Source organism: Exiguobacterium sp. 8H, assembly GCF_902506255.1.
Classification (GTDB): domain Bacteria; phylum Bacillota; class Bacilli; order Exiguobacteriales; family Exiguobacteriaceae; genus Exiguobacterium; species Exiguobacterium profundum.
The window spans coordinates 261,444-281,474 of sequence record NZ_LR733429.1; the positions used below are offsets into that span (position 1 = coordinate 261,444).

General features: G+C 46.2%; 24 protein-coding genes. 18 read left to right on the forward strand and 6 right to left on the reverse strand.

Annotation, left to right across the window (positions count from 1 at the left end; genetic code table 11):
- Nucleotides 1-4 precede the first annotated feature (4 nt).
- Nucleotides 5-1,078 (forward strand): ABC transporter ATP-binding protein, encoded by a 1,074-nt coding sequence (locus tag GVY43_RS01265; RefSeq protein ID WP_015881213.1) that lies wholly within the window; start codon nucleotides 5-7, stop codon nucleotides 1,076-1,078.
- Entirely contained in the window at nucleotides 1,078-2,028 is a 951-nt protein-coding gene (locus GVY43_RS01270) for an ABC transporter ATP-binding protein (RefSeq protein ID WP_015881214.1), read from the forward strand. The genes GVY43_RS01265 and GVY43_RS01270 overlap by 1 nt, the downstream gene beginning before the upstream one ends.
- 77 nt (nucleotides 2,029-2,105) lie before the next feature.
- On the opposite strand, the gene GVY43_RS01275 is transcribed toward GVY43_RS01270, so the two are convergent.
- Nucleotides 2,106-2,639 (reverse strand): HD domain-containing protein, encoded by a 534-nt coding sequence (locus tag GVY43_RS01275; protein ID WP_201302236.1) that lies wholly within the window; start codon nucleotides 2,637-2,639, stop codon nucleotides 2,106-2,108.
- 222 nt (nucleotides 2,640-2,861) lie between these two features.
- On the opposite strand from GVY43_RS01275, the gene GVY43_RS15940 reads away from it, so the two are divergent.
- The 4 genes from GVY43_RS15940 (at nucleotide 2,862) to GVY43_RS01290 (ending at nucleotide 5,699) form a co-directional block, all read left to right on the forward strand.
- Complete coding sequence (locus GVY43_RS15940) at nucleotides 2,862-2,999, forward strand: hypothetical protein (protein ID WP_015881216.1); 138 nt, start codon at nucleotides 2,862-2,864, stop codon at nucleotides 2,997-2,999.
- Nucleotides 3,000-3,176: 177 nt separating this feature from the next.
- Complete coding sequence (gene spxA, locus GVY43_RS01280) at nucleotides 3,177-3,575, forward strand: transcriptional regulator SpxA (protein WP_015881217.1); 399 nt, start codon at nucleotides 3,177-3,179, stop codon at nucleotides 3,573-3,575.
- A 171-nt stretch (nucleotides 3,576-3,746) separates the two neighbouring features.
- Nucleotides 3,747-4,403 (forward strand): adaptor protein MecA, encoded by a 657-nt coding sequence (gene mecA / locus GVY43_RS01285; protein WP_015881218.1) that lies wholly within the window; start codon nucleotides 3,747-3,749, stop codon nucleotides 4,401-4,403.
- Between the two features lie 63 nt (nucleotides 4,404-4,466).
- The gene (locus GVY43_RS01290) at nucleotides 4,467-5,699 is read left to right on the forward strand and encodes a DUF2254 domain-containing protein (RefSeq protein WP_159562019.1); all 1,233 of its coding nucleotides are present in this window, start codon (nucleotides 4,467-4,469) and stop codon (nucleotides 5,697-5,699) included.
- A gap of 38 nt (nucleotides 5,700-5,737) precedes the next feature.
- On the opposite strand, the gene GVY43_RS01295 is transcribed toward GVY43_RS01290, so the two are convergent.
- The gene (locus tag GVY43_RS01295; RefSeq protein WP_159562020.1) at nucleotides 5,738-6,463 is read right to left on the reverse strand and encodes an SDR family NAD(P)-dependent oxidoreductase; all 726 of its coding nucleotides are present in this window, start codon (nucleotides 6,461-6,463) and stop codon (nucleotides 5,738-5,740) included.
- 83 nt (nucleotides 6,464-6,546) lie between these two features.
- Between GVY43_RS01295 and cls the strand changes: the two genes are divergently transcribed.
- The 3 genes from cls to pepF are packed head-to-tail and all read left to right on the forward strand — an operon-like array spanning nucleotide 6,547 to nucleotide 10,951.
- Nucleotides 6,547-8,058: a cardiolipin synthase gene (gene cls / locus GVY43_RS01300; protein WP_015881221.1), complete on the forward strand. Its 1,512-nt coding sequence runs from the start codon at nucleotides 6,547-6,549 to the stop codon at nucleotides 8,056-8,058.
- 12 nt (nucleotides 8,059-8,070) lie between these two features.
- A complete protein-coding gene (locus GVY43_RS01305; RefSeq protein ID WP_159562021.1) occupies nucleotides 8,071-9,126 on the forward strand; it encodes a competence protein CoiA in 1,056 nt (351 codons plus the stop codon).
- Between the two features lie 22 nt (nucleotides 9,127-9,148).
- Nucleotides 9,149-10,951: an oligoendopeptidase F gene (pepF, locus tag GVY43_RS01310; RefSeq protein ID WP_074037415.1), complete on the forward strand. Its 1,803-nt coding sequence runs from the start codon at nucleotides 9,149-9,151 to the stop codon at nucleotides 10,949-10,951.
- A 204-nt stretch (nucleotides 10,952-11,155) separates the two neighbouring features.
- On the opposite strand, the gene GVY43_RS01315 is transcribed toward pepF, so the two are convergent.
- Both GVY43_RS01315 and GVY43_RS01320 read right to left on the reverse strand, forming a co-directional pair.
- On the reverse strand, nucleotides 11,156-11,929 hold the full coding sequence (locus tag GVY43_RS01315; protein WP_074037413.1) for a DsbA family protein: 774 nt from the start codon (nucleotides 11,927-11,929) through the stop codon (nucleotides 11,156-11,158).
- Nucleotides 11,930-12,015: 86 nt separating this feature from the next.
- Entirely contained in the window at nucleotides 12,016-12,597 is a 582-nt protein-coding gene (locus GVY43_RS01320) for a CYTH domain-containing protein (protein ID WP_074037412.1), read from the reverse strand.
- A gap of 109 nt (nucleotides 12,598-12,706) precedes the next feature.
- Between GVY43_RS01320 and GVY43_RS01325 the strand changes: the two genes are divergently transcribed.
- The 3 genes from GVY43_RS01325 to GVY43_RS01335 are packed head-to-tail and all read left to right on the forward strand — an operon-like array spanning nucleotide 12,707 to nucleotide 15,028.
- The gene (locus GVY43_RS01325; protein ID WP_015881226.1) at nucleotides 12,707-13,351 is read left to right on the forward strand and encodes a GTP pyrophosphokinase family protein; all 645 of its coding nucleotides are present in this window, start codon (nucleotides 12,707-12,709) and stop codon (nucleotides 13,349-13,351) included.
- A 12-nt stretch (nucleotides 13,352-13,363) separates the two neighbouring features.
- Entirely contained in the window at nucleotides 13,364-14,161 is a 798-nt protein-coding gene (locus GVY43_RS01330) for an NAD kinase (RefSeq protein ID WP_047795471.1), read from the forward strand.
- A gap of 3 nt (nucleotides 14,162-14,164) precedes the next feature.
- Nucleotides 14,165-15,028 carry an RluA family pseudouridine synthase gene (locus GVY43_RS01335; RefSeq protein WP_159562022.1) on the forward strand — a complete coding sequence of 288 codons (864 nt, stop codon included), beginning with the start codon at nucleotides 14,165-14,167 and terminating at the stop codon, nucleotides 15,026-15,028.
- A gap of 35 nt (nucleotides 15,029-15,063) precedes the next feature.
- On the opposite strand, the gene GVY43_RS01340 is transcribed toward GVY43_RS01335, so the two are convergent.
- Nucleotides 15,064-16,230, reverse strand: coding sequence for an FtsW/RodA/SpoVE family cell cycle protein (locus tag GVY43_RS01340; RefSeq protein ID WP_031421494.1), 1,167 nt, complete (start codon nucleotides 16,228-16,230; stop codon nucleotides 15,064-15,066).
- Nucleotides 16,231-16,379: 149 nt separating this feature from the next.
- Here GVY43_RS01340 and fabI point away from each other — a divergent pair, with 149 nt between their 5' ends.
- Entirely contained in the window at nucleotides 16,380-17,153 is a 774-nt protein-coding gene (fabI, locus tag GVY43_RS01345; protein ID WP_159562023.1) for an enoyl-ACP reductase FabI, read from the forward strand.
- 83 nt (nucleotides 17,154-17,236) lie between these two features.
- On the forward strand, nucleotides 17,237-17,425 hold the full coding sequence (locus GVY43_RS01350; RefSeq protein WP_015881231.1) for a hypothetical protein: 189 nt from the start codon (nucleotides 17,237-17,239) through the stop codon (nucleotides 17,423-17,425).
- A 2-nt stretch (nucleotides 17,426-17,427) separates the two neighbouring features.
- Here GVY43_RS01350 and GVY43_RS01355 read toward each other — a convergent pair whose 3' ends face one another.
- Nucleotides 17,428-17,937, reverse strand: a complete 510-nt coding sequence (locus tag GVY43_RS01355; RefSeq protein WP_159562024.1) for a YjcG family protein — start codon at nucleotides 17,935-17,937, stop codon at nucleotides 17,428-17,430.
- A gap of 175 nt (nucleotides 17,938-18,112) precedes the next feature.
- On the opposite strand from GVY43_RS01355, the gene GVY43_RS01360 reads away from it, so the two are divergent.
- Genes GVY43_RS01360 through GVY43_RS01375 form a run of 4 tightly spaced genes read left to right on the forward strand, consistent with a single transcriptional unit; the run spans nucleotide 18,113 to nucleotide 19,962 of the window.
- Entirely contained in the window at nucleotides 18,113-18,658 is a 546-nt protein-coding gene (locus GVY43_RS01360; RefSeq protein ID WP_015881233.1) for a phosphatidylglycerophosphatase A, read from the forward strand.
- Entirely contained in the window at nucleotides 18,658-19,245 is a 588-nt protein-coding gene (locus GVY43_RS01365) for a phosphatase PAP2 family protein (protein WP_074037404.1), read from the forward strand. Before GVY43_RS01360 ends, GVY43_RS01365 begins: the two co-directional genes overlap by 1 nt.
- Nucleotides 19,242-19,778, forward strand: coding sequence for a hypothetical protein (locus tag GVY43_RS01370; RefSeq protein ID WP_159562025.1), 537 nt, complete (start codon nucleotides 19,242-19,244; stop codon nucleotides 19,776-19,778). Before GVY43_RS01365 ends, GVY43_RS01370 begins: the two co-directional genes overlap by 4 nt.
- A complete protein-coding gene (locus GVY43_RS01375) occupies nucleotides 19,771-19,962 on the forward strand; it encodes a hypothetical protein (RefSeq protein WP_074037402.1) in 192 nt (63 codons plus the stop codon). Before GVY43_RS01370 ends, GVY43_RS01375 begins: the two co-directional genes overlap by 8 nt.
- Nucleotides 19,963-20,031: the final 69 nt, after the last annotated feature.

Below are 20,031 nucleotides of genomic sequence, written 5' to 3' on the forward strand. Positions count from 1 at the left end.
GTGCATGGAAACGATTTTATCAGTCCGAGACTTAGAGGTCTCGTTCCACACATATGCAGGAACAGTTCAGGCTGTTCGTGGTGTTTCGTTTGATTTGAAAAAAGGCGAGACGCTCGCCATCGTAGGAGAATCGGGTTCAGGTAAATCCGTTACTTCTAAGGCAATTATGCGTCTCATTCCGAACCCTCCAGGTGAAATCACGAACGGAGAAATCATGTTCGAAGGAAAAGACTTGGCGAAACTTTCGGAAAAAGAAATGCTTAAAATTCGTGGTCGCGACATCGCAATGATTTTCCAAGACCCGATGACATCGCTCAACCCGACGATGACGATTTACAAGCAAATCGCAGAAGGGTTGAAACAGCACCAAGGGTTAACGGGTGAGGATGCGAAGAAACGTACGCTCGAATTGTTGACACTTGTAGGGATTCCAAACCCTGAAGCACGCTTGAAACAGTATCCACACCAACTTTCTGGTGGGATGCGACAACGGATCGTTATTGCAATCGCACTCGCATGTAACCCAAAAGTGTTGATTGCCGATGAACCGACAACAGCACTCGACGTAACGATTCAAGCGCAGATTCTTGAACTGTTAAAAGACATTCAGCAAAAGACCGGCACAGCGATTATCTTCATCACGCACGACCTTGGTGTTGTTGCGAACATGGCTGACCGTGTTGCTGTTATGTATGCGGGACGTCTCGTTGAAAAAGGAACGGTTGATGAGATTTTCTATGAGCCACGTCACCCATACACATGGGGACTTCTCGGTTCGATGCCGCGTCCGACAGATGACCGCAATGAAGCGTTACCGGCAATCCCGGGTACGCCTCCAAACTTGCTCGACCCTCCAAAAGGGGATGCATTCGCACCGCGTAATCCATACGCGATGAAGATTGATTTTGAGAAAGAGCCACCGATGTTCCAAGTAAGTGATACACACTTCGCTTCGAGTTGGTTATTACATCCGCAAGCGCCAGCGGTGAACCCGCCACGCGCGATTCGTGAACTCGCTCTCAAATATCGTCCAGACAGTGCGTTCGCAAAATCGTTTACGAAAGGTGGTGCTGAATAATGGAACGCGAGAAATTACTCGAGGTAAAAAACCTGAAGCAGCACTTTAAAATTGGTCGTGGCCGCGTTGTCAAAGCGGTCGACGGGATTTCATTTGATATTTACAAAGGTGAAGTGCTTGGTCTCGTAGGTGAGTCTGGTTGTGGGAAGTCAACGACAGGACGTACGATTATCGGTCTCTACGACGCGACGGATGGCGATGTCGTGTTCAAAGGCGAAAACGTCCACGATAAAAAATCGAAGGCGGACAAGTTGAAATTCAACCGTGCGATGCAAATGATTTTCCAAGATCCATACGCTTCGCTCAATCCGCGTATGACAGTCGCCGATATTATCGCAGAAGGAATCGATATTCACGGTCTTGCGAAGACGAAAGAAGACCGCATGAATCGCGTATATGACCTTCTTGAAACAGTTGGTTTGACGAAAGAGCACGCGAGCCGTTATCCACATGAATTCTCAGGTGGTCAGCGTCAGCGTATCGGGATTGCCCGTGCTCTTGCGGTTGAACCGGACTTCATCATCGCCGATGAGCCGATTTCTGCACTTGACGTTTCGATTCAAGCGCAGGTCGTCAACTTGATGAAAGAATTGCAACGCGATCGCGATTTGACGTATTTGTTCATCGCTCACGATTTGTCGATGGTTAAATACATCTCTGACCGTATCGGTGTTATGTATCAAGGTCACCTCGTAGAGCTTGCAACAGCAGATCGCCTTTATGAGAACCCAATTCATGCCTATACGAAATCGCTCCTTTCAGCGATTCCGCTTCCAGACCCAGAGCATGAGCGTACACGTAAACGGATCGTATATGAATCGACATCGAAAGGTCCAGTCGGACGTTCAGATGAAGATTCAAGTATCCCGCCACTTCGCGAAGTTGAGCCAGGACACTATGTCTCGCTCACAGACGAAGAGTACGAGGCGTATAAAGCGCAACTCGTGTAACGAAATCAATCCTGACTCATTTATTGAGTCGGGATTTTTTTTGCACAAAAAAATCACCTATTAAAGTAGGTGACTGATTATCCGTTCGAGATGCGTGGTAAATTAGAAAGATGTTCCACGATGGCGTCGATTTGACGGACGCGAGCTAACGCATCTTCAATTTCCATTGTCTCGTAATGATGAAGACCGCCTGGCTGCTCCACATACGTGTCCGCGTCATGGACGAGTTGTTGCAGAGGGGTCCGTTGGATACGACTTGGTGGAAGGTAGGAATCCGTGTGCAAGAGAATCATGACAGAAATTTCTTTTGCCCGGGCTGGATCTTCCCCTAAACGAATCAATAATTTGTGGGCACGTTCGGCCCCTTTGATCGCATGGATATCGTTCTGACGATACAAATCATAATTCCATTTACCTTCTGTATACCATTCATAGTGTCCGATATCATGAAGAAGTGCAGCTTTCGTCGCCAAATCTGTATCAAGACCACGTTTCGTTGCCATTTCGAGAGCGCGTTCACAGACGTCGACCGCATGTTTTAAGCCAGATCGAGTTAAATATTTTTGGGTAACCGGATGTTTCATAATCGTTTCTAAAGTGATTCTCATCATCGCTCTCCTCCTTAAAAATAAAAAGGTTATTTCTATAAACTATACAGGTTTATTCAAATCATTGCAAATGATATCCGTGTAAATTTGAGATGAACGTGTAAGAATGATTCACATTTCACAAACGAGTGTGCTATAATTTAAATGTAGATATAGTGCAACTTCAAGATTTTCAGAATCGGTAATGCTCGGGCGGTTCCTTACGCTGTATGGGGGTGAGAGGCCATGAAAGAACGTGACAAAGTTCTGCGAGAGAAAAAGAGACTTTTGAAAGAAGTATTGAAGAAAAAGTTGAAAGACTTACAAGTCAAGCCAGGGAAAGAGACGGTGTCTCAACCGGTTTCTCGAATCCCTGCGTCTTAAGTTAGGTCGTTCAAGGTCGCATTCAACGAATGCGCCCTCTTTTCATATCTGATTGATAAAGAATATCATTGAAGTTTTGATAAATAAGAATTACTATAATTAAGTGGATGCGAATTTGGGTATACAAATAGAGTCACTTAAAAAGATGGACGCATACTCGATCAGGGAGGAAGAAAAATGGTCACACTTTATACGTCTCCAAGCTGTACATCTTGCCGAAAGGCACGGGCTTGGCTCGAAGAACATGATATCCCGTTTACAGAACGAAACATATTTTCAGAACCGCTCTCATTGAATGAGATTAAACAAATTTTACGTATGACAGAAGACGGGACGGATGAAATCATTTCGACTCGCTCGAAAGTCTTTTCTAAAATCGATGTGTCTGTTGATGCGTTATCTCTTCAACAGCTTTACGATTTGATTCAAGAATATCCAGGTCTTTTACGTCGTCCGATTTTGATTGATGAGAAACGTTTACAGGTCGGATATAACGAAGATGAGATTCGTCGATTCTTGCCACGTAAAGTTCGGACGTTCCAATTACAGGAAGCCCAGCGACTTGTGAATGAATGAGAGCATACTGTTTAAGCAGTGTGCTTTTTATTATCGATTATTTCCTATAAAATAAAGTTATAACCCTTCATCTAGATTGAACGATGTTAAAAAGGGTACAAAGATAACAAGACAATTTCCCCTCTCCTCCTTATGTGAATTGGGAGCGAGGTGAGAAGGGAGTGGACAATCGTGAAAATTGAGCGCATCAATGATAATACCGTCAAATTTTTCATCACATACGTGGATATCGAGAAACGTGGTTTTGCACGTGATGAAATTTGGTACAACCGAGAACGTGGCGAGCAGCTGTTCTGGCAAATGATGGACGAGGCTCACGAACGTGAAGACATTTCGTTTGATGGTCCACTATGGATTCAAGTACAAGCTTTTGAAAAAGGTCTAGAAGTGACTGTGACAATCGCAAAAAATGTAATGGACACAGAAGACGATTCTGAACTCGGTTCGCTCCTTCGATCAGCAATCGATGAGGCACGGGATCAACAATCGGTACTCGACCAATTGAGTGAGTTGGATGAACTTGAAGCCGAGGCAGATGCTTGGGCACCACTCGCGATGGAAACAAATGATTTCGAGGCAATCATTTCGCTGAGTAAACGTACAGGAGACATGTTCAGCGATCTTGATTTGAAACTATACCACTATCAAGACCGTTACTACTTGTGGATTGATTTCCCGGATGAAATGGAACCGGAAGACGAAGAGAATGCACTCAGTCTTTTAGCAGAGTATTTAACATTCAGTACACAGACGCAACCAATGCTTGAAGAGTATGGGAAACTCATTCTCGATGGCGACGTCTTTGCGAAAGTGCGTCACTATTTTTAATGGTACATCGCCTGTTCAGTTGGACAGGCGATTTTTTCAAATCGACGGTAAAGAGGTGTTGGTATGGTGAGACGAATTCGATTACTACTTGATGACAGCGCATGGTTTGTCCCGTTTTTATACGGAATGGGTGGCATCGTATTAACGGCATTAACCCAAGTGTTTGGGGATTTTTTTCGTGATTTATTACCAGACTTTATTTATTTAGATCTGGACTCAGCGGCATCCGTGTTGTCTTCGACATTTACGAGCCTGATGACGATGATGACGTTCAGTTTTTCCACGATTCTGGTCGTATTGACAACATATTCTTCTCAGTTCTCTCCCCGGACGATCAATAACTTTTTGACGAACTCGTCGGCCAAGCATACGCTCGGTCTTTTCATCATGACGACGGTTTATGGGATTTCGAACTTATTCCTCGTCCGTACGGCAGATGAAGGCGTCGTATTGTCGTCCGGGATCAGTGTGCTCTTAGTTATTGGTTCGATTTGGGCATTCGTCAAGTTCATCCAGACGATCAGTGTTTCGATTCAGGCGGAACGTCTATTGTCCGCGTTACATAAAGAAGCGCTCTCTGTCATCAGCGAGCAAAAAGATGCGATTGAGTCGGATGAGGTTCATCTCGTCCTGCCTCGATCCGTCCATTCATTCGAAGGTCAAGTGGTACGAGCTCCGCGAACAGGGTACATCCGATTGTTTTTAAGAGAGAAGCAAGGAGATCAAGAAACGGACTTTGAGTCCGTCGTAGCCGTCGGGGATTTCGTTGCTAAAGGTGATTTACTCGGATTCTGGAAGGGTGATGATGTGCCGGACATCGAGTTGTTTGAGATTGGCGAAGTTCGTTCTTCGATGCAAGACCCGTCATTTGCGGTTGAAAAATTGAGTGAGATTGCGCTAAGAGGAATCTCTCCAGGAATCAATGATCCGAACACGGCAATTCATGCGATTCATTACATCGGGGATATTTTAAGAGAACTTTGTGAATTACCAGATGGTGATTTTTTGTATTCGAACGGGAAGTCTGACTGGCATGTGAAACGAAAAACGCTTGAGACGATACTATTTGAATCGCTATCGCCGATGCAGACTTATGCGAGCCGAGATATCTTTGTGATGGGGTCCGTGTTCGAGGCGATTCGAATGGCGCGCCTCCAAGCACATGAAACACTCGATTCGACATTTGAGGACATGATTCAATATTTTGCGGATGTGATTGATTGGGATCGTCTTCATGCGAAAGAACAGAACTATTTGCGCAATAAGATGAATCGGGCTAAAAAGATGACGACATGAGTAGAGACCACCTGTTCTAAAGAAGAGGTGGTCTCTGTTCAAGACAATGTATATCCTCCATCGACTGTGATGGCTTGGCCGTTAATGTAAGTTGAAGCATCAGTCAATAAAAATTCTACGACCGGCGCCACTTCCTCAGGATGTGCGGCATGTCCCCGGAAATGGTGGGTCATTGCCTCTTTGAACTTTGCTTCACCCCCATATAGCTTGTGACTGAGCGGTGTGTCAATCGGTCCAAAACAAACGGCATTGAATCTTACTTTTCCTTTCATTCGGTGTGCGAACGTTTTAGTTAAGGCTATTACGGCCGCCTTTGAAGCGGCATAGTGGGCGAGCATCGGTGGAAACTTGACGTGCCCAACGATGGCGGCATTGTTGACGACACTCGCTCCTTGGTCAAATAGGGGAATGGCACGTTGTGTGACGGTGTTCAGCGCATACAAGTTGACATCGAATACCTCGTTATACGACTCATGTGTCAAACGTTCAGGTGTGCCCGGTCTACCAAAAGTAGCGGCGTTATTAAATAATCCGTTCAAGGTCACACCTTGCTCTTTCAACTGAGTGAAAAGATGGTCGATGTCCTCTGTCGAAGCAAGGTCACATCGAATGAATGTGGCTTGTCCATTTGAATCAGACTCGAGAGAGGCGCCTCTTGTTTCATTCCGACCGATCCCGATGACTCGGTGCCCCTTAGCAGTCAACTGTAAAGCGACGGCGCGACCAATCCCGCTTGTCGCACCTGTGATCAGAAAAGTCCCCATAATTCATTCGCTCCCCTCAAAAAGATGACGTTACGATGTATAATTAATGATAATACATGACAGAAACGAGGTCAGCTTATAATATGTTGCGACGCATACAAGTACTCTTTTCCCTCATTTTGCTCGCAGGACTCATTGCGATATTATCGTATTACTGGAGCTCACAAGTAATTGGATTGTTCTCGATTCTCGTCTTTTTGACAACGTTCAGTATATTACTCGTCATCTTACTTGAAAATCGAAATCCACAACGTACGCTCATTTGGGCAATCGTCATGATTGGTTTTCCAGTCATCGGATTATTTGCATACTTTGTATTCGGCCAGAACTATCGACGTAAACGTATGTTCAAAGAAAAAGCGATGCTTGATGAAGAGACATACTTGGCCTATCGTCAGAAAGCGATGACGTTGTCGCCGTCTCTTATGTTCGCCCACGACGATTATGAGAAGCTGATGCATCTTACTTCTTCGTTGAACCAATTACCTGTTTCATCGAATACGTATACCCAAATCTTGACGAACGGCCGTGAAAAATTCTCGAAGTTATTGCCGGCTCTGAAAGGAGCGTCCCGACACATCCATCTAGAGTATTATATTTTTCGGGAAGATCGTATTTCTCGGGAAATACAGCGAATCTTGATTGAAAAGGCGAAGGCGGGGGTCGAAGTCCGGTTTTTGTACGATGCGGTCGGGTCCATTCATACGAGTGGCACGTTCTTTGAAGAGATGAAGCAAGCTGGTGTCCAAGTCCAGGCATTCTTTCCAGTTGTATTGCCACTCGTTTCGAGTAAGACGAACTATCGAAACCATCGAAAAATCGTGGTCATCGATGGTACCGAGGCATTCACAGGGGGCTTGAATGTAGGGGATGAGTACTTGGGTGAGCACTCTAAGTTCGGATTTTGGCGCGACACTCATCTGTATGTAAGAGGAGAAGGGGTATCTGAACTGCAACTGATTTTCTTGCAAGATTGGTATTACATGACCGGGGAACGCCTATTCACACCGTTCTATCTAGAGCCGCTTGAGACGGTAAGAAGTGCGAGCGGAGGGGTTCAAATCGTTGCGAGTGGACCGGATGAACCTTATGAGACGATGAAATCTATTTACTTTTCACTCATCAATGCTGCGAAAAAATCTGTCTACATTTCGTCACCTTACTTGATTCCGGATGAAGACATTATGAGTGCCTTAAAGACGGCATCATTATCAGGAATTGATGTCCGCATCGTCTTACCGAGTTATCCCGACCATAAAATCGTGTTCTACGCGAGTCGGTCCTATTATGAAGAACTGTTACTCGCCGGGGTAAAGATCTATCTATATGAGAAGGGATTCATGCATTCAAAAGTCATCGTGGTGGATGATGGATTAGCCACGATTGGGACGGCGAACATGGATTTTCGGAGCTTTCATTTGAACTTCGAGGTCAATGCGCTCCTCTATAACACGAACTCAGTCCATCAACTGAAACAAGACTTATATGATGATTTCGAAGGGTCACACGAACTCGTATTAGAAGAGTTCGCGAAACGGTCATTCTTTATCAAACTCGTTGAATCATTAGCCAGAATGTTTTCACCACTGCTATGAGGAGGGAGCAAGATGCGGTTTGCAATCGATCGGGAAGGGGATATCGTTGATTCCTTTACATTAAATCGGATGCAAGCAGAGCAACGTGCTCCTTTTCGATGCCCGACTTGTCAGGAAATATTGATTGTGAAGCAAGGTGTGAAGAAACGGCTGCATTTTGCGCATATCCACACCTGTGGGAGAGCTGAATCGGTCATGCATCATCAGGATAAATGGGCAATATGCCAGTGGCTTCAAGAGAATGGCTATCCTGTCGAGCAAGAAGTGACGATTAAGAATCGTCGGGCTGACATCATCACGAACATGGACGGGCAGCACACCGTGTTCGAAATTCAGGCATCTCCTTTACGACCTGAAGAATACGCCGAACGAACGAATGATTATCGACGAGCGGGGCTTGATGTGATTTGGATTGCGAGCGGTCTCGATTTGAGAAGCAATCAATCGTTTCAACCATGGATGCGTCTAGAACTTTTTCAGCGACATCGGTTATTGACGGTGAAAAATGGGAGATTGTTACGCTTCAATGGATTTCCGATTTCGATCAAGTATGGAATCGGAAACTGGGAAATCTCATCTTCAGTGAACACGTCACCGTACGAAGCTTATTATCGGTTCGATGCTTTTGAATGGATAGAGATGATTCGTCGTAAACGCATGTCGCCGATTTATCCGTCTCCGCTAAATCGACGGCTCATATTGAATCGGCTCTATCCACTTGGTCTGTTACCCGGATTATTACCGACCGCCTGTTACCTTCCGCTTTCATCGCTTTGGGGAATCCGTGTACATCCGATTGATTTTCAGACCGTGCATTATTTGAATCGATACGAGGCACCGCGCGATTCCGTGGAATGGAGTATTCAAAAAACGTGTCGCCAATTTGGAGTGACACCGACAAGCGACTTTTTCCAGTCATTTCATGTACAATGGAAACAACTCTTGAATGCGAGTCGTCTATCCTGTGATGTCAGGTCATGGCCGCATCCAAAGCATTACGAGGAGGCCAGACATCACGATACACGTTTGTTTCAAGGACTTCAGCGATTGATCTTACAATCGACTTAATCATCGAAAAGGAAGTGGACGTATGTCAGAGGTATTGACTAGACAGCAAGTTCCAGTGGAAGAAACATGGAACTTAGAAACCATCTACAGCAATGACGAGGCTTGGGAATCGGATTTTCAAGCGTTAAAAGAGAAAGTGCCGGCATTGATTGGATTTAAAGGACGCCTTGGGGAGTCGGCGGAAACGTTGCACGAAGCGTTGCAACTTCGAGACGATCTCTCACGTCAGTTACATAAGCTATATACGTATGCTCATATGCGCTATGACGAAGACACGGCGAATAGCCATTATCAAGCATTGAATGATCGTGCCGGCTCACTTGCGTCTCAAGTTTCAGCACAACTCGCGTTTATGACACCTGAGTTGCTCTCGATTGATGAGAATCAGATTGAAGCCTTCATGGAGCAGAATGAGTCACTTCGCGTTTATCGTCATGCATTCGATGAGTTGGCACTAGAGCGTCCACACGTGTTGACGGAGGCGGAAGAATCGATTTTGGCACAAGCCGGAGATGTGCTCGGTCAATCGAGCTCGACGTTCGGTATGCTCAACAACGCAGATTTAAAATTCCCGAAAGTGAAAAATGAAAAAGGGGAAGAAGTTGAGTTGACGCACGGTCGATATATCACGTTCCTTGAATCGGCTGACCGAAGCGTTCGCGAAGGGGCATTTAAAGCGATGTACGGGACGTACGCGCAATATTTGAATACGTTCGCCTCAACATTATCTGGAAGTGTGAAGAAAGATAACTTTTATGCGACTGTCCGTAAGTTTGAAAGTGCAAGACAGTCCGCGCTCCATCATAATGCGATTCCCGAGTCTGTATACGACGGGCTTGTAGAAGCGGTAAACGAACGACTCGACTTGTTACATCGTTATGTCGCGTTGCGTAAGCGAGCGCTCGGCTTAGATGAGTTGCATATGTATGACCTCTACACACCGCTCGTCAAAGATGTCGAAATGAAAGTATCGTATGAAGAAGCGAAACAATGGATGGTAGATGGTTTGGCACCACTCGGAGAAGAGTACGTCCAAATCGTCAAAGACGGTCTCGATTCGCGTTGGGTCGACGTTCGAGAGACACGCGGTAAGCGTAGCGGTGCTTACTCCTCGGGAGCATACGATACGCAACCGTTCATCCTGATGAACTGGCAAGATAACGTCAACAACTTGTTCACGCTTGCACACGAGTTCGGACACTCGGTGCATAGTCATTACACGCGCGCATCGCAACCATATCCGTATGGCGATTACTCGATCTTCGTTGCAGAAGTGGCATCGACGACGAACGAAGCTTTGTTGAATGACCATTTGTTGAAAACGAGAACAGCGAAAGAAGAACGTCTCTACTTGTTGAACAATCAGCTTGAAACGTTCCGTGGAACATTGTTCCGTCAAACGATGTTCGCTGAATTCGAACACATGATTCATCAAGCTGCTCAAGAAGGCGTATCGCTCACTCCGGAGTACTTAAATGAAACATACCTCGAGTTGAACAAACGTTACTTCGGAGACGAGATTGTCATCGATGAAGAGATTTCATATGAGTGGGCGCGCATCCCGCACTTCTATTACAACTACTACGTCTATCAATATGCGACAGGGATTTCGGCATCTGCTGCACTGTCACAACAGATCATGGAAGAAGGGGAGCCAGCCGTGCGTCGTTATATCGATAACTTCTTGAAGGCGGGTTCTAGTGACTATCCGATCGAGGTGTTGAAGGCGGCTGGCGTCGATATGACGACGAAGGAGCCGGTATTAAAAGCGCTCGATCAGTTCGAAGCGGTTCTTGATGAAATGGAATCATTATTGTTCTCGTGAACAATATGTGACAATATGCACAAAGAGGTTGTCAGATGATTCTGCACTAGGTATATTATAAGTGTGAAATCAATCACAAACCCCTTTATTGACCGTAAACTTTCTCCCATCTTGTAGGCCTTCCCCGGGCCTCAAGGTTCGATGTCTCTTGTCCCCGCTTGAGACGTCAAAAACCCCATGGCTCCCCGGCCATGGGGTTCTTTTTTATTTCGTTTGAGCCCACGCTTCACCGCTACATCCTGGCACAGGACGGCAACGCTGTTGTAGGGAGAGTTTCTTCAATTCGCGTTCAATCACCGTCTTATCCAAGTCTAGAATGTACGAAAGCTCTGTTATGGTCGACGCATCATAGCGTGCCAACACTTTGGCTACATCCCAATCGGTCGAACGGCTCGGTGCATAACCTAACAATTCAGTCATGACCGATTGATAGACGTCGTACGGATAAACCCCTTCAATCTTCAATGCTTCATCGCGCGTCACGAATGTGAGTGCGGGCAATAACTCAATCTCCCAATCTTTCAACACTTGATGGTCGACAGCTAGTGCATTCAAGAGCTGGTTCGATTGAAGATCGGCTTCGAGTTCACTTAAATCAAGACCATACTCTTCGAAAGAACGTGCGATTTCCCATAAATCGATTGAACCAAGTTGTTCACCAGAGAATAGATCATTCACATGCAAATGACGCAAGAAGCGCATCGCATGACGTTTCCCTTGTAATTCTAGCGCTTTGATCATGGTGAGAAGGCGAACTTCTTCCTGACATCCGCCAACACAGCTAGGAACGGTAGAGACCATTCGAAAACGAATCACGTGTCCGTATTCAATCTCTAACTTTTTGATCAGTGTCATCACATGAAAGTTCTCAGGACTTGAGATGTCCATGAAATAGAATAACTCCAATGGCTTATACGTTACTTGAATAGGAGTTTCTTCCAGTGAACAGGATGACCCATTACATTGTTCAAGTTCCATTTGTGTCGCCTCCTCTCGTCAAAAAACTCATTTAACTTTGTAAACTCATTGTAGCAACGAAAAAAAAAGGTTGGCAATGTATCTGCTCAACCTTCCAACCGACTTATTTTTAATTCCATGAATCGGACGATTTTATTTTTAGCGGGACGATAGGGGAGACCATGTTTTTCAAGAAGTCCTTCGAACGCACGTTTTCCCTCTTCTTCATTCGTCACTTCAAATTCTATTTCATAGTCGGTCGTCTCCAAATAATGGCTTTCGTCCAAAACGAGGAGACCGTCTTCTGTCTGGAGCTCTGCCCGGTTCGTCTCGAGTCGACCGAGATGCTCAAGCGGTGCATTTAGCTGAAACGGAGCCAATGCCTGCTTCATTTGCTCGTCATGAATGATTCCATACTTAAACAAATCCTCAGCCTCATCTTCTGTAATTGTGGCGTGTGTCTCAAGCAAGCCGACCTCGTTGGGTTGCTTTAACGTCAGCACTTGACCATGTTTCTTCTCGCGAATGCGAAGTGCTGCCCCGTTCGCTTTTAGCTGAAAAGAAGGGGTGTCGAAATAATCATTCGCCTGCCAACGAACTTGGTCATCAAGCTGATAGGCACGTAGGAGTGTCTCATACTCGTCTTTCGTCAACATTGATTTAAATTCAATTTCCACTTCTTGGGTCATGAATCATCGCTCCATTCTATGAACAATTGTTCGTTTATGATACCATACAAACGGATACATACGGAAAGGACGCGTTTTTTCCGGAAAAGAACGAAAGTGGTGACAGCGTATGCAATCAGTGAACTGGGATCAGTTTTTAGTACCGTATCAAATCGCGGTAGACGAGTTGAAAGTCAAATTGAAAGCCGTTCGTAAGCAATTCAAGTCCCAAAATGACCATTCTCCGATTGAATTTGTCACAGGTCGAGTGAAGCCGGTCGGGAGCATTCTCGAGAAAGCGAAACGAAAAAATATCGCTGACCATGAATTGGCGACGGATATGCAGGATATAGCGGGATTACGAATCATGTGTCAATTTGTCGATGATATCGTTCACGTCTTGGATTTGCTACATCGTCGAACAGATTTTAAAATAGTGGAAGAACGCAATTACATTACCCATCAGAAAGACTCGGGCTATCGATCGTATCATGTCATCATCGAGTACCCGGTTCAGACGATTCACGGTGAAATCCCTACGCTCGTTGAAGTGCAAATCCGCACGCTTGCGATGAATTTCTGGGCCACGATTGAGCACTCATTGAATTATAAATATGATGGTGACATGCCTCTTGAAGTGCAGGAACGATTGAGACGTGCAGCCGAGGCGGCCTTTTTACTCGATGCCGAGATGAGCCAACTCCGCGTTGAAATTCAGGACGCCCAGCAAGTGTTTCGGGATAAAGAGATGAACGTGAAAACGGACGAAGACTAGGGGGAAACCGATATGCAGTTTGCGATTGTATCGAGGGGAGATACGCGATCAGCGGAGATCGCCCAGGAACTGACTGAAAAACTTCAAGCCGCCGGGCATACATTATCGGAACAGCCCCGAATCGTAGTATCGGTCGGAGGGGACGGGACGATGTTACAGGCGTTTCATAAATACATCGACCGACTCGATGAAACGCTACTTGTCGGGATTCATACCGGGCATCTCGGCTTTTATGCCGATTGGCAACCGGATGAGTTGGATGAACTGACCGAGATGATCACGAGCGAATCGTTCGAGCCGGTCTCCTATCCGCTCGTTGAGGTGCTCATTGACTATGAGAACGGGGAGACTGATCGTCGACTGGCGATGAATGATTGCACGATTAAGAACTACAAGCGAACGCTCGTCTGTGATTTATCGATTCGAGACGACTACTTTGAAACGTTCCGTGGAGATGGATTATGTATTTCGACACCATCGGGTTCGACCGCCTACAATAAGGCACTCGGTGGAGCAATCGTTCACCCATCGATTGAAGCCATTCAAGTGACTGAGATGGCTTCAATCAACAACCTAGTGTATCGAACGATCGGTGCACCGCTTCTCTTACCAAAACACCATCAAGTGAAAATCAAACCGCACACGAAAACCGAATTTGAATTGGCGTTTGACCATCAAGAAGCGTTGTCCTGGTCGGATGTCGTCTCGATTCGATGTGCGGTCGCAAAAGAAAAAGTGACGTTCGCTCGCTTCCGGCCCTTCCCATTCTGGCGCCGAGTTCGCGAATCGTTCATCGAGGAAGGAAAGTAACGAATGCAAGGGTTTACGATTCGTCGCGTTGTGGAGAAAGCCGTCCCACTTCGCGACTTTTTAATGCAAGATATGGGGATTTCTCGAAAGATGCTCACGCTCGTGAAGCATGAAGGGGATATCGAAGTGAATGGCGTGCACCGCACCGTAAGACATGAACTCGAACCAGGAGATGAAGTGATGGTGCGATTCCCGCTTGAAGCCCCCTCACTCGACATGGTCGCCTCAGATCGGCCCATTCGAATTCTGTATGAAGATGATACGCTGTTGGCGGTCGATAAACCGGCAGGGATTGCCACGATTCCATCACGAGTACATCCGACCGATACACTTGCGAACGCTGTACTCGGCTATTATCAACGCATCGGTCTGTCATCTGCGATTCACGTGATCAATCGGCTCGATCGCGACACGAGCGGTGTCGTCTTGTTTGCAAAGTATGGATTTATTCATCATCGATTTAGTGAACTTCAGAAAGCGAATGGATTGGTGCGTACGTACAAGGCATTGGTCGAAGAAGAAGTGACACCACAAACGATTGAAGCACCGATCGGGCGTGCCGAGAATTCGATTATGGAGCGAGTCGTGACAACTGAGGGACAACGCGCCATCACGCATATCCTCGCATGTCAGCCATTTGAGAGCGGCTCGTTATTGACGATTCGACTCGAGACGGGACGGACCCATCAAATTCGCGTGCATTTGCGCCATATCGGTCATCCGCTCATTGGGGACTCCATGTATGGGGGGACGACTCGTATGCCCCGTCACGCCCTTCACAGCGCGTCTGCGCGATTCATTCATCCGATGACAGGGGATGAGATTCAGATTGAGGCGCCAATTCCGGAAGATTTTCGAACTGTATAAAGAAATCCCTCAAGGTAAAACCTTGAGGGATTTTGTCAATCATCATCAAACATATAGGTTTTTGATTTAGAAGCCACGTTCATGACGAGACCGATGGCAATCATGTTCATGATAATCCCTGTTCCCCCGTAACTGACGAACGGGAGGGTAAGTCCAGTGATCGGCAAGACACCGATTGTCATACCGATGTTTTGGAACACTTGGAACGTGAACATGGCGATGACACCGGTGACGATATAACTTCCGAACGCGCTACTAGACTCTAACGCAATGTGAATCATCCGATAGAGGAATAAGAAGAAGACGATGATCACGAGAGCTGCGCCAATGAACCCATAGTGTTCTGCGATAACAGCAAATATGAAGTCCGTTTGAGATTCCGGTAAATAGACGAGACCCTGGCCGTATCCTGCTCCGAACATCTGTCCAGAACCGATTGCCTGTAGCGATTTGATTAATTGGAATGCCAGATCATCTGAATATTCGTAAGGATAAATCCAGGCCTGGAAGCGGTTGAGGGCGTGTCCAGGTACGAATGCTTGTAAGACTTCGAAATGGGCAAAGAACAGATACATGAATGTGCCGATGGTCAAAGCCGCAGCGCTGAAGAGACCAAGAAGCCACTTCCAACCGATTCCCGAGACGATGATGATGGCGCCGAGCATCGTCATCAGAACGAGCCCGGTCCCTAAGTCTGGTTGTGTCACAATCAGCCCGAGCGGCGGGATGGCGACTAGTACCAGTTTCACGAGGAGCCATGTATCGAGTTGTGACGATCCGTAACGTTTATTGTGCTCATAGACGATGGTCGACATAGAAATCAATAAAAAGAGCTTCATGAATTCGGCTGGCTGGAAACTGAATCCAGGCACGTTATACCAACCATACGCCCCGTTAATGTTCGGTACGAGCGACGTGTCACGTAACGGAATCAGACCGACGAGCAGAAGTAGACCGAATGCGTATAAGTACCAATGGATTTTCCGGAGTTGCTCATATTCAATCGTCATGATCGCGAACATTGCAAAAAAGCCGATGACATAACGAATGCCTTGTTCAAGAGCGAAGTTGATATGTTGAAGTCGCGTTGGCAACATCGGTTGAGCGGTATAGATTGCACCGAGACTGATGATCATCAATAGGAAGACGATGGTCAACAGTGTCGTATCTAAACTTTTAAAATATGATTGTATACGGTTCATAATGGAGTCGAATCACCCTTTCTATACGTATTTTATCTTACCGCAACTTAAAAAAATCGCAATACGTAACGAGTCGGTTGACAAAACAGAAACCTTTCTGTAATCTGAGAACAGATATTATCACCAGGTACTAAAAAGGGGAGTTTATGATGTCAATTTATCCAACATTAACGAATAAAACGTACGTCGTCATGGGGATTGCCAACAAGCGCTCGATTGCATGGGCGATTGCCAAAACGCTTGATGAGGCAGGGGCGAAGCTCGTGTTAACGTATGCGGCAGAACGATTCAAATCGGGTCTCGAGTCACTCGCGAGTGAGTTGAAACAAGAAGCGATTCTACTTGAGTGTGATGTGACGAATGACGAAGCGATTGATTCAACATTCCGTTCGATTCACGAACAAGCTGGCGAGATTCAAGGAATCGCGCATTCGATCGCATTTGCTGACAAAGAAGCATTGCGCGGTGAGTTCTCAGAAATGACACGTGGTCAGTTCGCGCAGGCATTAGACATCTCAGCATTTAGTTTGACGGCAGTTGTGAAAGCGGCGAAGCCTTACTTCGCACAAGACGCCTCGGTGATCACACTCACTTACCTCGGCGGCGAGCGTGTCGTTCCGAACTACAACTTGATGGGTGTCGCCAAAGCGGCACTTGATTCGAGCGTCAAGTATTTGGCGAACGAATACGGTCCACATGGTGTGCGTGTCAATGCTATCTCGGCGGGGCCGATTCGTACATTGTCAGCCAAAGGGGTTGGTGATTTCAACAGTATCCTTTCTGAGCTTGAACAGAAGGCGCCATTGCGTCGAAACGTTTCGGCGGAAGAAGTAGCTTCGACAGGTCTCTTCCTCCTCTCGGGGATGGGAAGTGGCGTGACCGGCGAAGTCATTCACGTAGATAGCGGATACCATATTTTATAAGTTTGGGGAATGGCGCAGTGATGCGCCATTTTTGTATTACCTCGTGAATAAATCGGGTAAGGACCTATGAAGGAGGTCAGATCATGGGTCCCTATCAGATTGATTTTACTGTCGTACAATACGTCAACCGACAAGTCCAGCCATCAGGTCGAGCAAGCATCGAACCGGTGACACGAATCAAACGTGTCCAACGAATCCGACCTCGACGTGAAGAATGGCTTGAAGAAGAGCAAGAAAAAAACCCCGGTCGCTATGTCGACCGGAGCATATAAGGTTAGCCTCGGAAACGGAACGTCTCATAGACGTTCCATGTTTCATTTTCGAGTTCATACATGACGGCCATCCGAGTGATCGTCTCTTCGAAATGAACCTGCTCCATACGCATACGTTCGAGGACGTCGAACAGCTCGGCATCGGTCAAATCTTGACCAATCGTGATGTGCGGCAAGAATTCATATTTCGGTGCTTGGTTGAGCACACCTTCATGCAGTTGTTGCTGAAGAGTCGACAAATCACGTGTCGGTAACACTTTTAAATACAAGACATTGTTCGTCGGTGCGAAAGACCGGACGCCATCGACTTTCAACTGAATCGGTTTAGTCGAATCCGCAACTTGTTGCAAGTACTCGAGTACTTTCGGCAAGTCTTCTTCTGACACCTCTGTCCGCTCTTTAATGGTCACGTGAGGTGAAATCAACGCATATTTTGTGTCATAGCGTTTTCGATAAGAGTTCGCAAAATCTTGCACTTGTTTAGACGGAAATAAGACTACCCCAATCTTCATTCCTCTTCCCCCTTTAATCGTTTAACCTACATGTTAATGATGACCGATTTAATGTGGGAAGTCAAAGCAGGGTTCGTCTTTTTTCAATTTTTCAGTATAATGGTTATATCATATAGAGAGACGATGACTCTCTGAACGAAGGGATGTGAAGCGGGATTTCGATCCTGCGCCTATTATGAAACACGTACCACACTCACGTGACGTCCGAGAAGCGGCTCGTGCTCGTTTGCTCGAACGCGGGGTCACGATTGAATCGATTGCTGAAATCGTATACCAGATGCAGGCACCTTATTCGCCACATCTTTCTCTAAAAGATTGTATGGATTCTGTCGAGGCGGTTCTTGATAAACGTGAACTACAACATGCGATTCTCGTGGGATCAGAGCTCGATATGTTGGCTGAAAAAGGGCAATTATCCGAACCGCTTCTGTCGATTATCGCCTCAGACGAAGGTTTATTTGGAGTGGACGAGACGATTGCAATCGGTGCCGTCAACACATATGGTTCGATTGCCGTTACGACTTTCGGATACTTAGACAAGGCAAAAATCGGTATCATCAAACAACTCGACACGAAGATGGATGATGGGCAAGTGCATACGTTCATGGACGATCTCGTCGGTGCCATCGCTGCCAACGCTTCAGGACGATTGGCGCACCGGTTACGAGATATGGTCGATTTCGGAGAAGAAGAGATGCGTGAAAGAAAAGGGTTGTATTGATGAAGTGGACACCGCAGATGGTGGTCATCACCGGGACGGTCGCATATGTGATCGTGTCGGTGTTTGTCGTTTTAGGGGCGGTCGATCCGATGAACACATTCGTATATGAATGGTTACAGCCGCTACCGGATCGAGTGTTTGCCTACGTGACAGAGCTCGGGAGTGCACAAGTCATTGTGGGACTCTCCATATTAGGATTGTTGTTCTGGTATTGGCGTGGGGACCGTATCGAAGCGTGGCGCCTAGCGCTCGTCGGAATCGGGACACTTCTGTTTACTCAAGTGCTGAAGCTCGTCTACGGAATCGACCGACCGCTCATTGATGCATCCCTCGATGCAACGACATACAGTTTTCCGAGCGGACATGCCTCAGGATCGCTTGCACTATATGGATTGACAGCTTATGTACTGTATCGAAAGAAACAGTCGAGAGTCGTCATCTTCATTCTCTTGTGCCTCGTCCTTGCGGTCTCGCTCAGCCGAGTCATCTTAAACGTTCATTACTTTAGTGATGTGCTTGGCGGTTGGCTCGTTGCGTTGACGATGATTGCATTGTCTGAATGGATCATAAGGAGGAGAACGGTTTGATCGTTGTGGTAGATGTAGCAAAATGGTTATTCGTTCAAAAGAAAGAAGCTGATGAGGCATCAGTTCCCACGATATTAGTGGAAAAAGATAGAGAAGGGGCGACATGGTTCACCTCGATGAAAATTTTGTTCCAGTTAAAGAAATGGACGGGTCGACGTCGTTTTGTTCCCCTTTTACTGTGTGATGAGCACACCTATCGTTCATATGAAGTTTTTCATGTCGATGCTGTGCCGTCGTTGGCTCTACTCGACGGGGGGCGGACGTTACTAGTGGACAATAAACGAGATGAGTCATTTGATGTTGTGATACGGGAAAGCGGATTGGAAACAGAAAAATCGATTTTATTGTTCGCGCTTCAGTATATTGAACAGATGACGAATGAATCAGTCGTTTTTGCCGGAGATGAGTCGATTGAGGCGACGCGGATCGTCCCGACAGCATTGTTGGATAAGGCGGACCGCTTAGAATCAGGACGTCGTCTATTTAAATGGATGCATGATGAAGACTTACGTAAGGAGAATCAACATGACTGATTGGGAAATGACATTTCAACAATTATTGGACGAACAAGTGGATGAAGTGAACGTGCCACGCGAAGATTTTTTATCCGTTCGAACCATTTTGATTGAGAAAGGCTGGCTCTTTCAAGTAGTAGGAGAGGCCAAGCATGGTGGCGTGACGATTTATCGCAGAAACCCGGTCACTGCGAATTCATAATGGCAAGAGACGAATGAATATAAAGATTCACTCGTCTCTTTTTTTATGCATTCATGAAGAGACAGAAGT

What these genes read in the sequence shown, in the direction of transcription:
- GVY43_RS01265 (WP_015881213.1), top strand. Translation starts at nt 5, where the DNA reads ATGGAAACGATTTTATCAGTCCGAGACTTAGAGGTCTCGTTCCACACA.
- GVY43_RS01270 (WP_015881214.1), top strand. Translation starts at nt 1,078, where the DNA reads ATGGAACGCGAGAAATTACTCGAGGTAAAAAACCTGAAGCAGCACTTT.
- GVY43_RS01275 (WP_201302236.1), bottom strand. Translation starts at nt 2,639, where the DNA reads ATGATGAGAATCACTTTAGAAACGATTATGAAACATCCGGTTACCCAA.
- GVY43_RS15940 (WP_015881216.1), top strand. Translation starts at nt 2,862, where the DNA reads ATGAAAGAACGTGACAAAGTTCTGCGAGAGAAAAAGAGACTTTTGAAA.
- spxA (WP_015881217.1), top strand. Translation starts at nt 3,177, where the DNA reads ATGGTCACACTTTATACGTCTCCAAGCTGTACATCTTGCCGAAAGGCA.
- GVY43_RS01290 (WP_159562019.1), top strand. Translation starts at nt 4,467, where the DNA reads ATGGTGAGACGAATTCGATTACTACTTGATGACAGCGCATGGTTTGTC.
- GVY43_RS01295 (WP_159562020.1), bottom strand. Translation starts at nt 6,463, where the DNA reads ATGGGGACTTTTCTGATCACAGGTGCGACAAGCGGGATTGGTCGCGCC.
- cls (WP_015881221.1), top strand. Translation starts at nt 6,547, where the DNA reads ATGTTGCGACGCATACAAGTACTCTTTTCCCTCATTTTGCTCGCAGGA.
- GVY43_RS01305 (WP_159562021.1), top strand. Translation starts at nt 8,071, where the DNA reads ATGCGGTTTGCAATCGATCGGGAAGGGGATATCGTTGATTCCTTTACA.
- pepF (WP_074037415.1), top strand. Translation starts at nt 9,149, where the DNA reads ATGTCAGAGGTATTGACTAGACAGCAAGTTCCAGTGGAAGAAACATGG.
- GVY43_RS01315 (WP_074037413.1), bottom strand. Translation starts at nt 11,929, where the DNA reads ATGGAACTTGAACAATGTAATGGGTCATCCTGTTCACTGGAAGAAACT.
- GVY43_RS01320 (WP_074037412.1), bottom strand. Translation starts at nt 12,597, where the DNA reads ATGACCCAAGAAGTGGAAATTGAATTTAAATCAATGTTGACGAAAGAC.
- GVY43_RS01325 (WP_015881226.1), top strand. Translation starts at nt 12,707, where the DNA reads ATGCAATCAGTGAACTGGGATCAGTTTTTAGTACCGTATCAAATCGCG.
- GVY43_RS01330 (WP_047795471.1), top strand. Translation starts at nt 13,364, where the DNA reads ATGCAGTTTGCGATTGTATCGAGGGGAGATACGCGATCAGCGGAGATC.
- GVY43_RS01335 (WP_159562022.1), top strand. Translation starts at nt 14,165, where the DNA reads ATGCAAGGGTTTACGATTCGTCGCGTTGTGGAGAAAGCCGTCCCACTT.
- GVY43_RS01340 (WP_031421494.1), bottom strand. Translation starts at nt 16,230, where the DNA reads ATGAACCGTATACAATCATATTTTAAAAGTTTAGATACGACACTGTTG.
- fabI (WP_159562023.1), top strand. Translation starts at nt 16,380, where the DNA reads ATGTCAATTTATCCAACATTAACGAATAAAACGTACGTCGTCATGGGG.
- GVY43_RS01350 (WP_015881231.1), top strand. Translation starts at nt 17,237, where the DNA reads ATGGGTCCCTATCAGATTGATTTTACTGTCGTACAATACGTCAACCGA.
- GVY43_RS01355 (WP_159562024.1), bottom strand. Translation starts at nt 17,937, where the DNA reads ATGAAGATTGGGGTAGTCTTATTTCCGTCTAAACAAGTGCAAGATTTT.
- GVY43_RS01360 (WP_015881233.1), top strand. Translation starts at nt 18,113, where the DNA reads ATGAAACACGTACCACACTCACGTGACGTCCGAGAAGCGGCTCGTGCT.
- GVY43_RS01365 (WP_074037404.1), top strand. Translation starts at nt 18,658, where the DNA reads ATGAAGTGGACACCGCAGATGGTGGTCATCACCGGGACGGTCGCATAT.
- GVY43_RS01375 (WP_074037402.1), top strand. Translation starts at nt 19,771, where the DNA reads ATGACTGATTGGGAAATGACATTTCAACAATTATTGGACGAACAAGTG.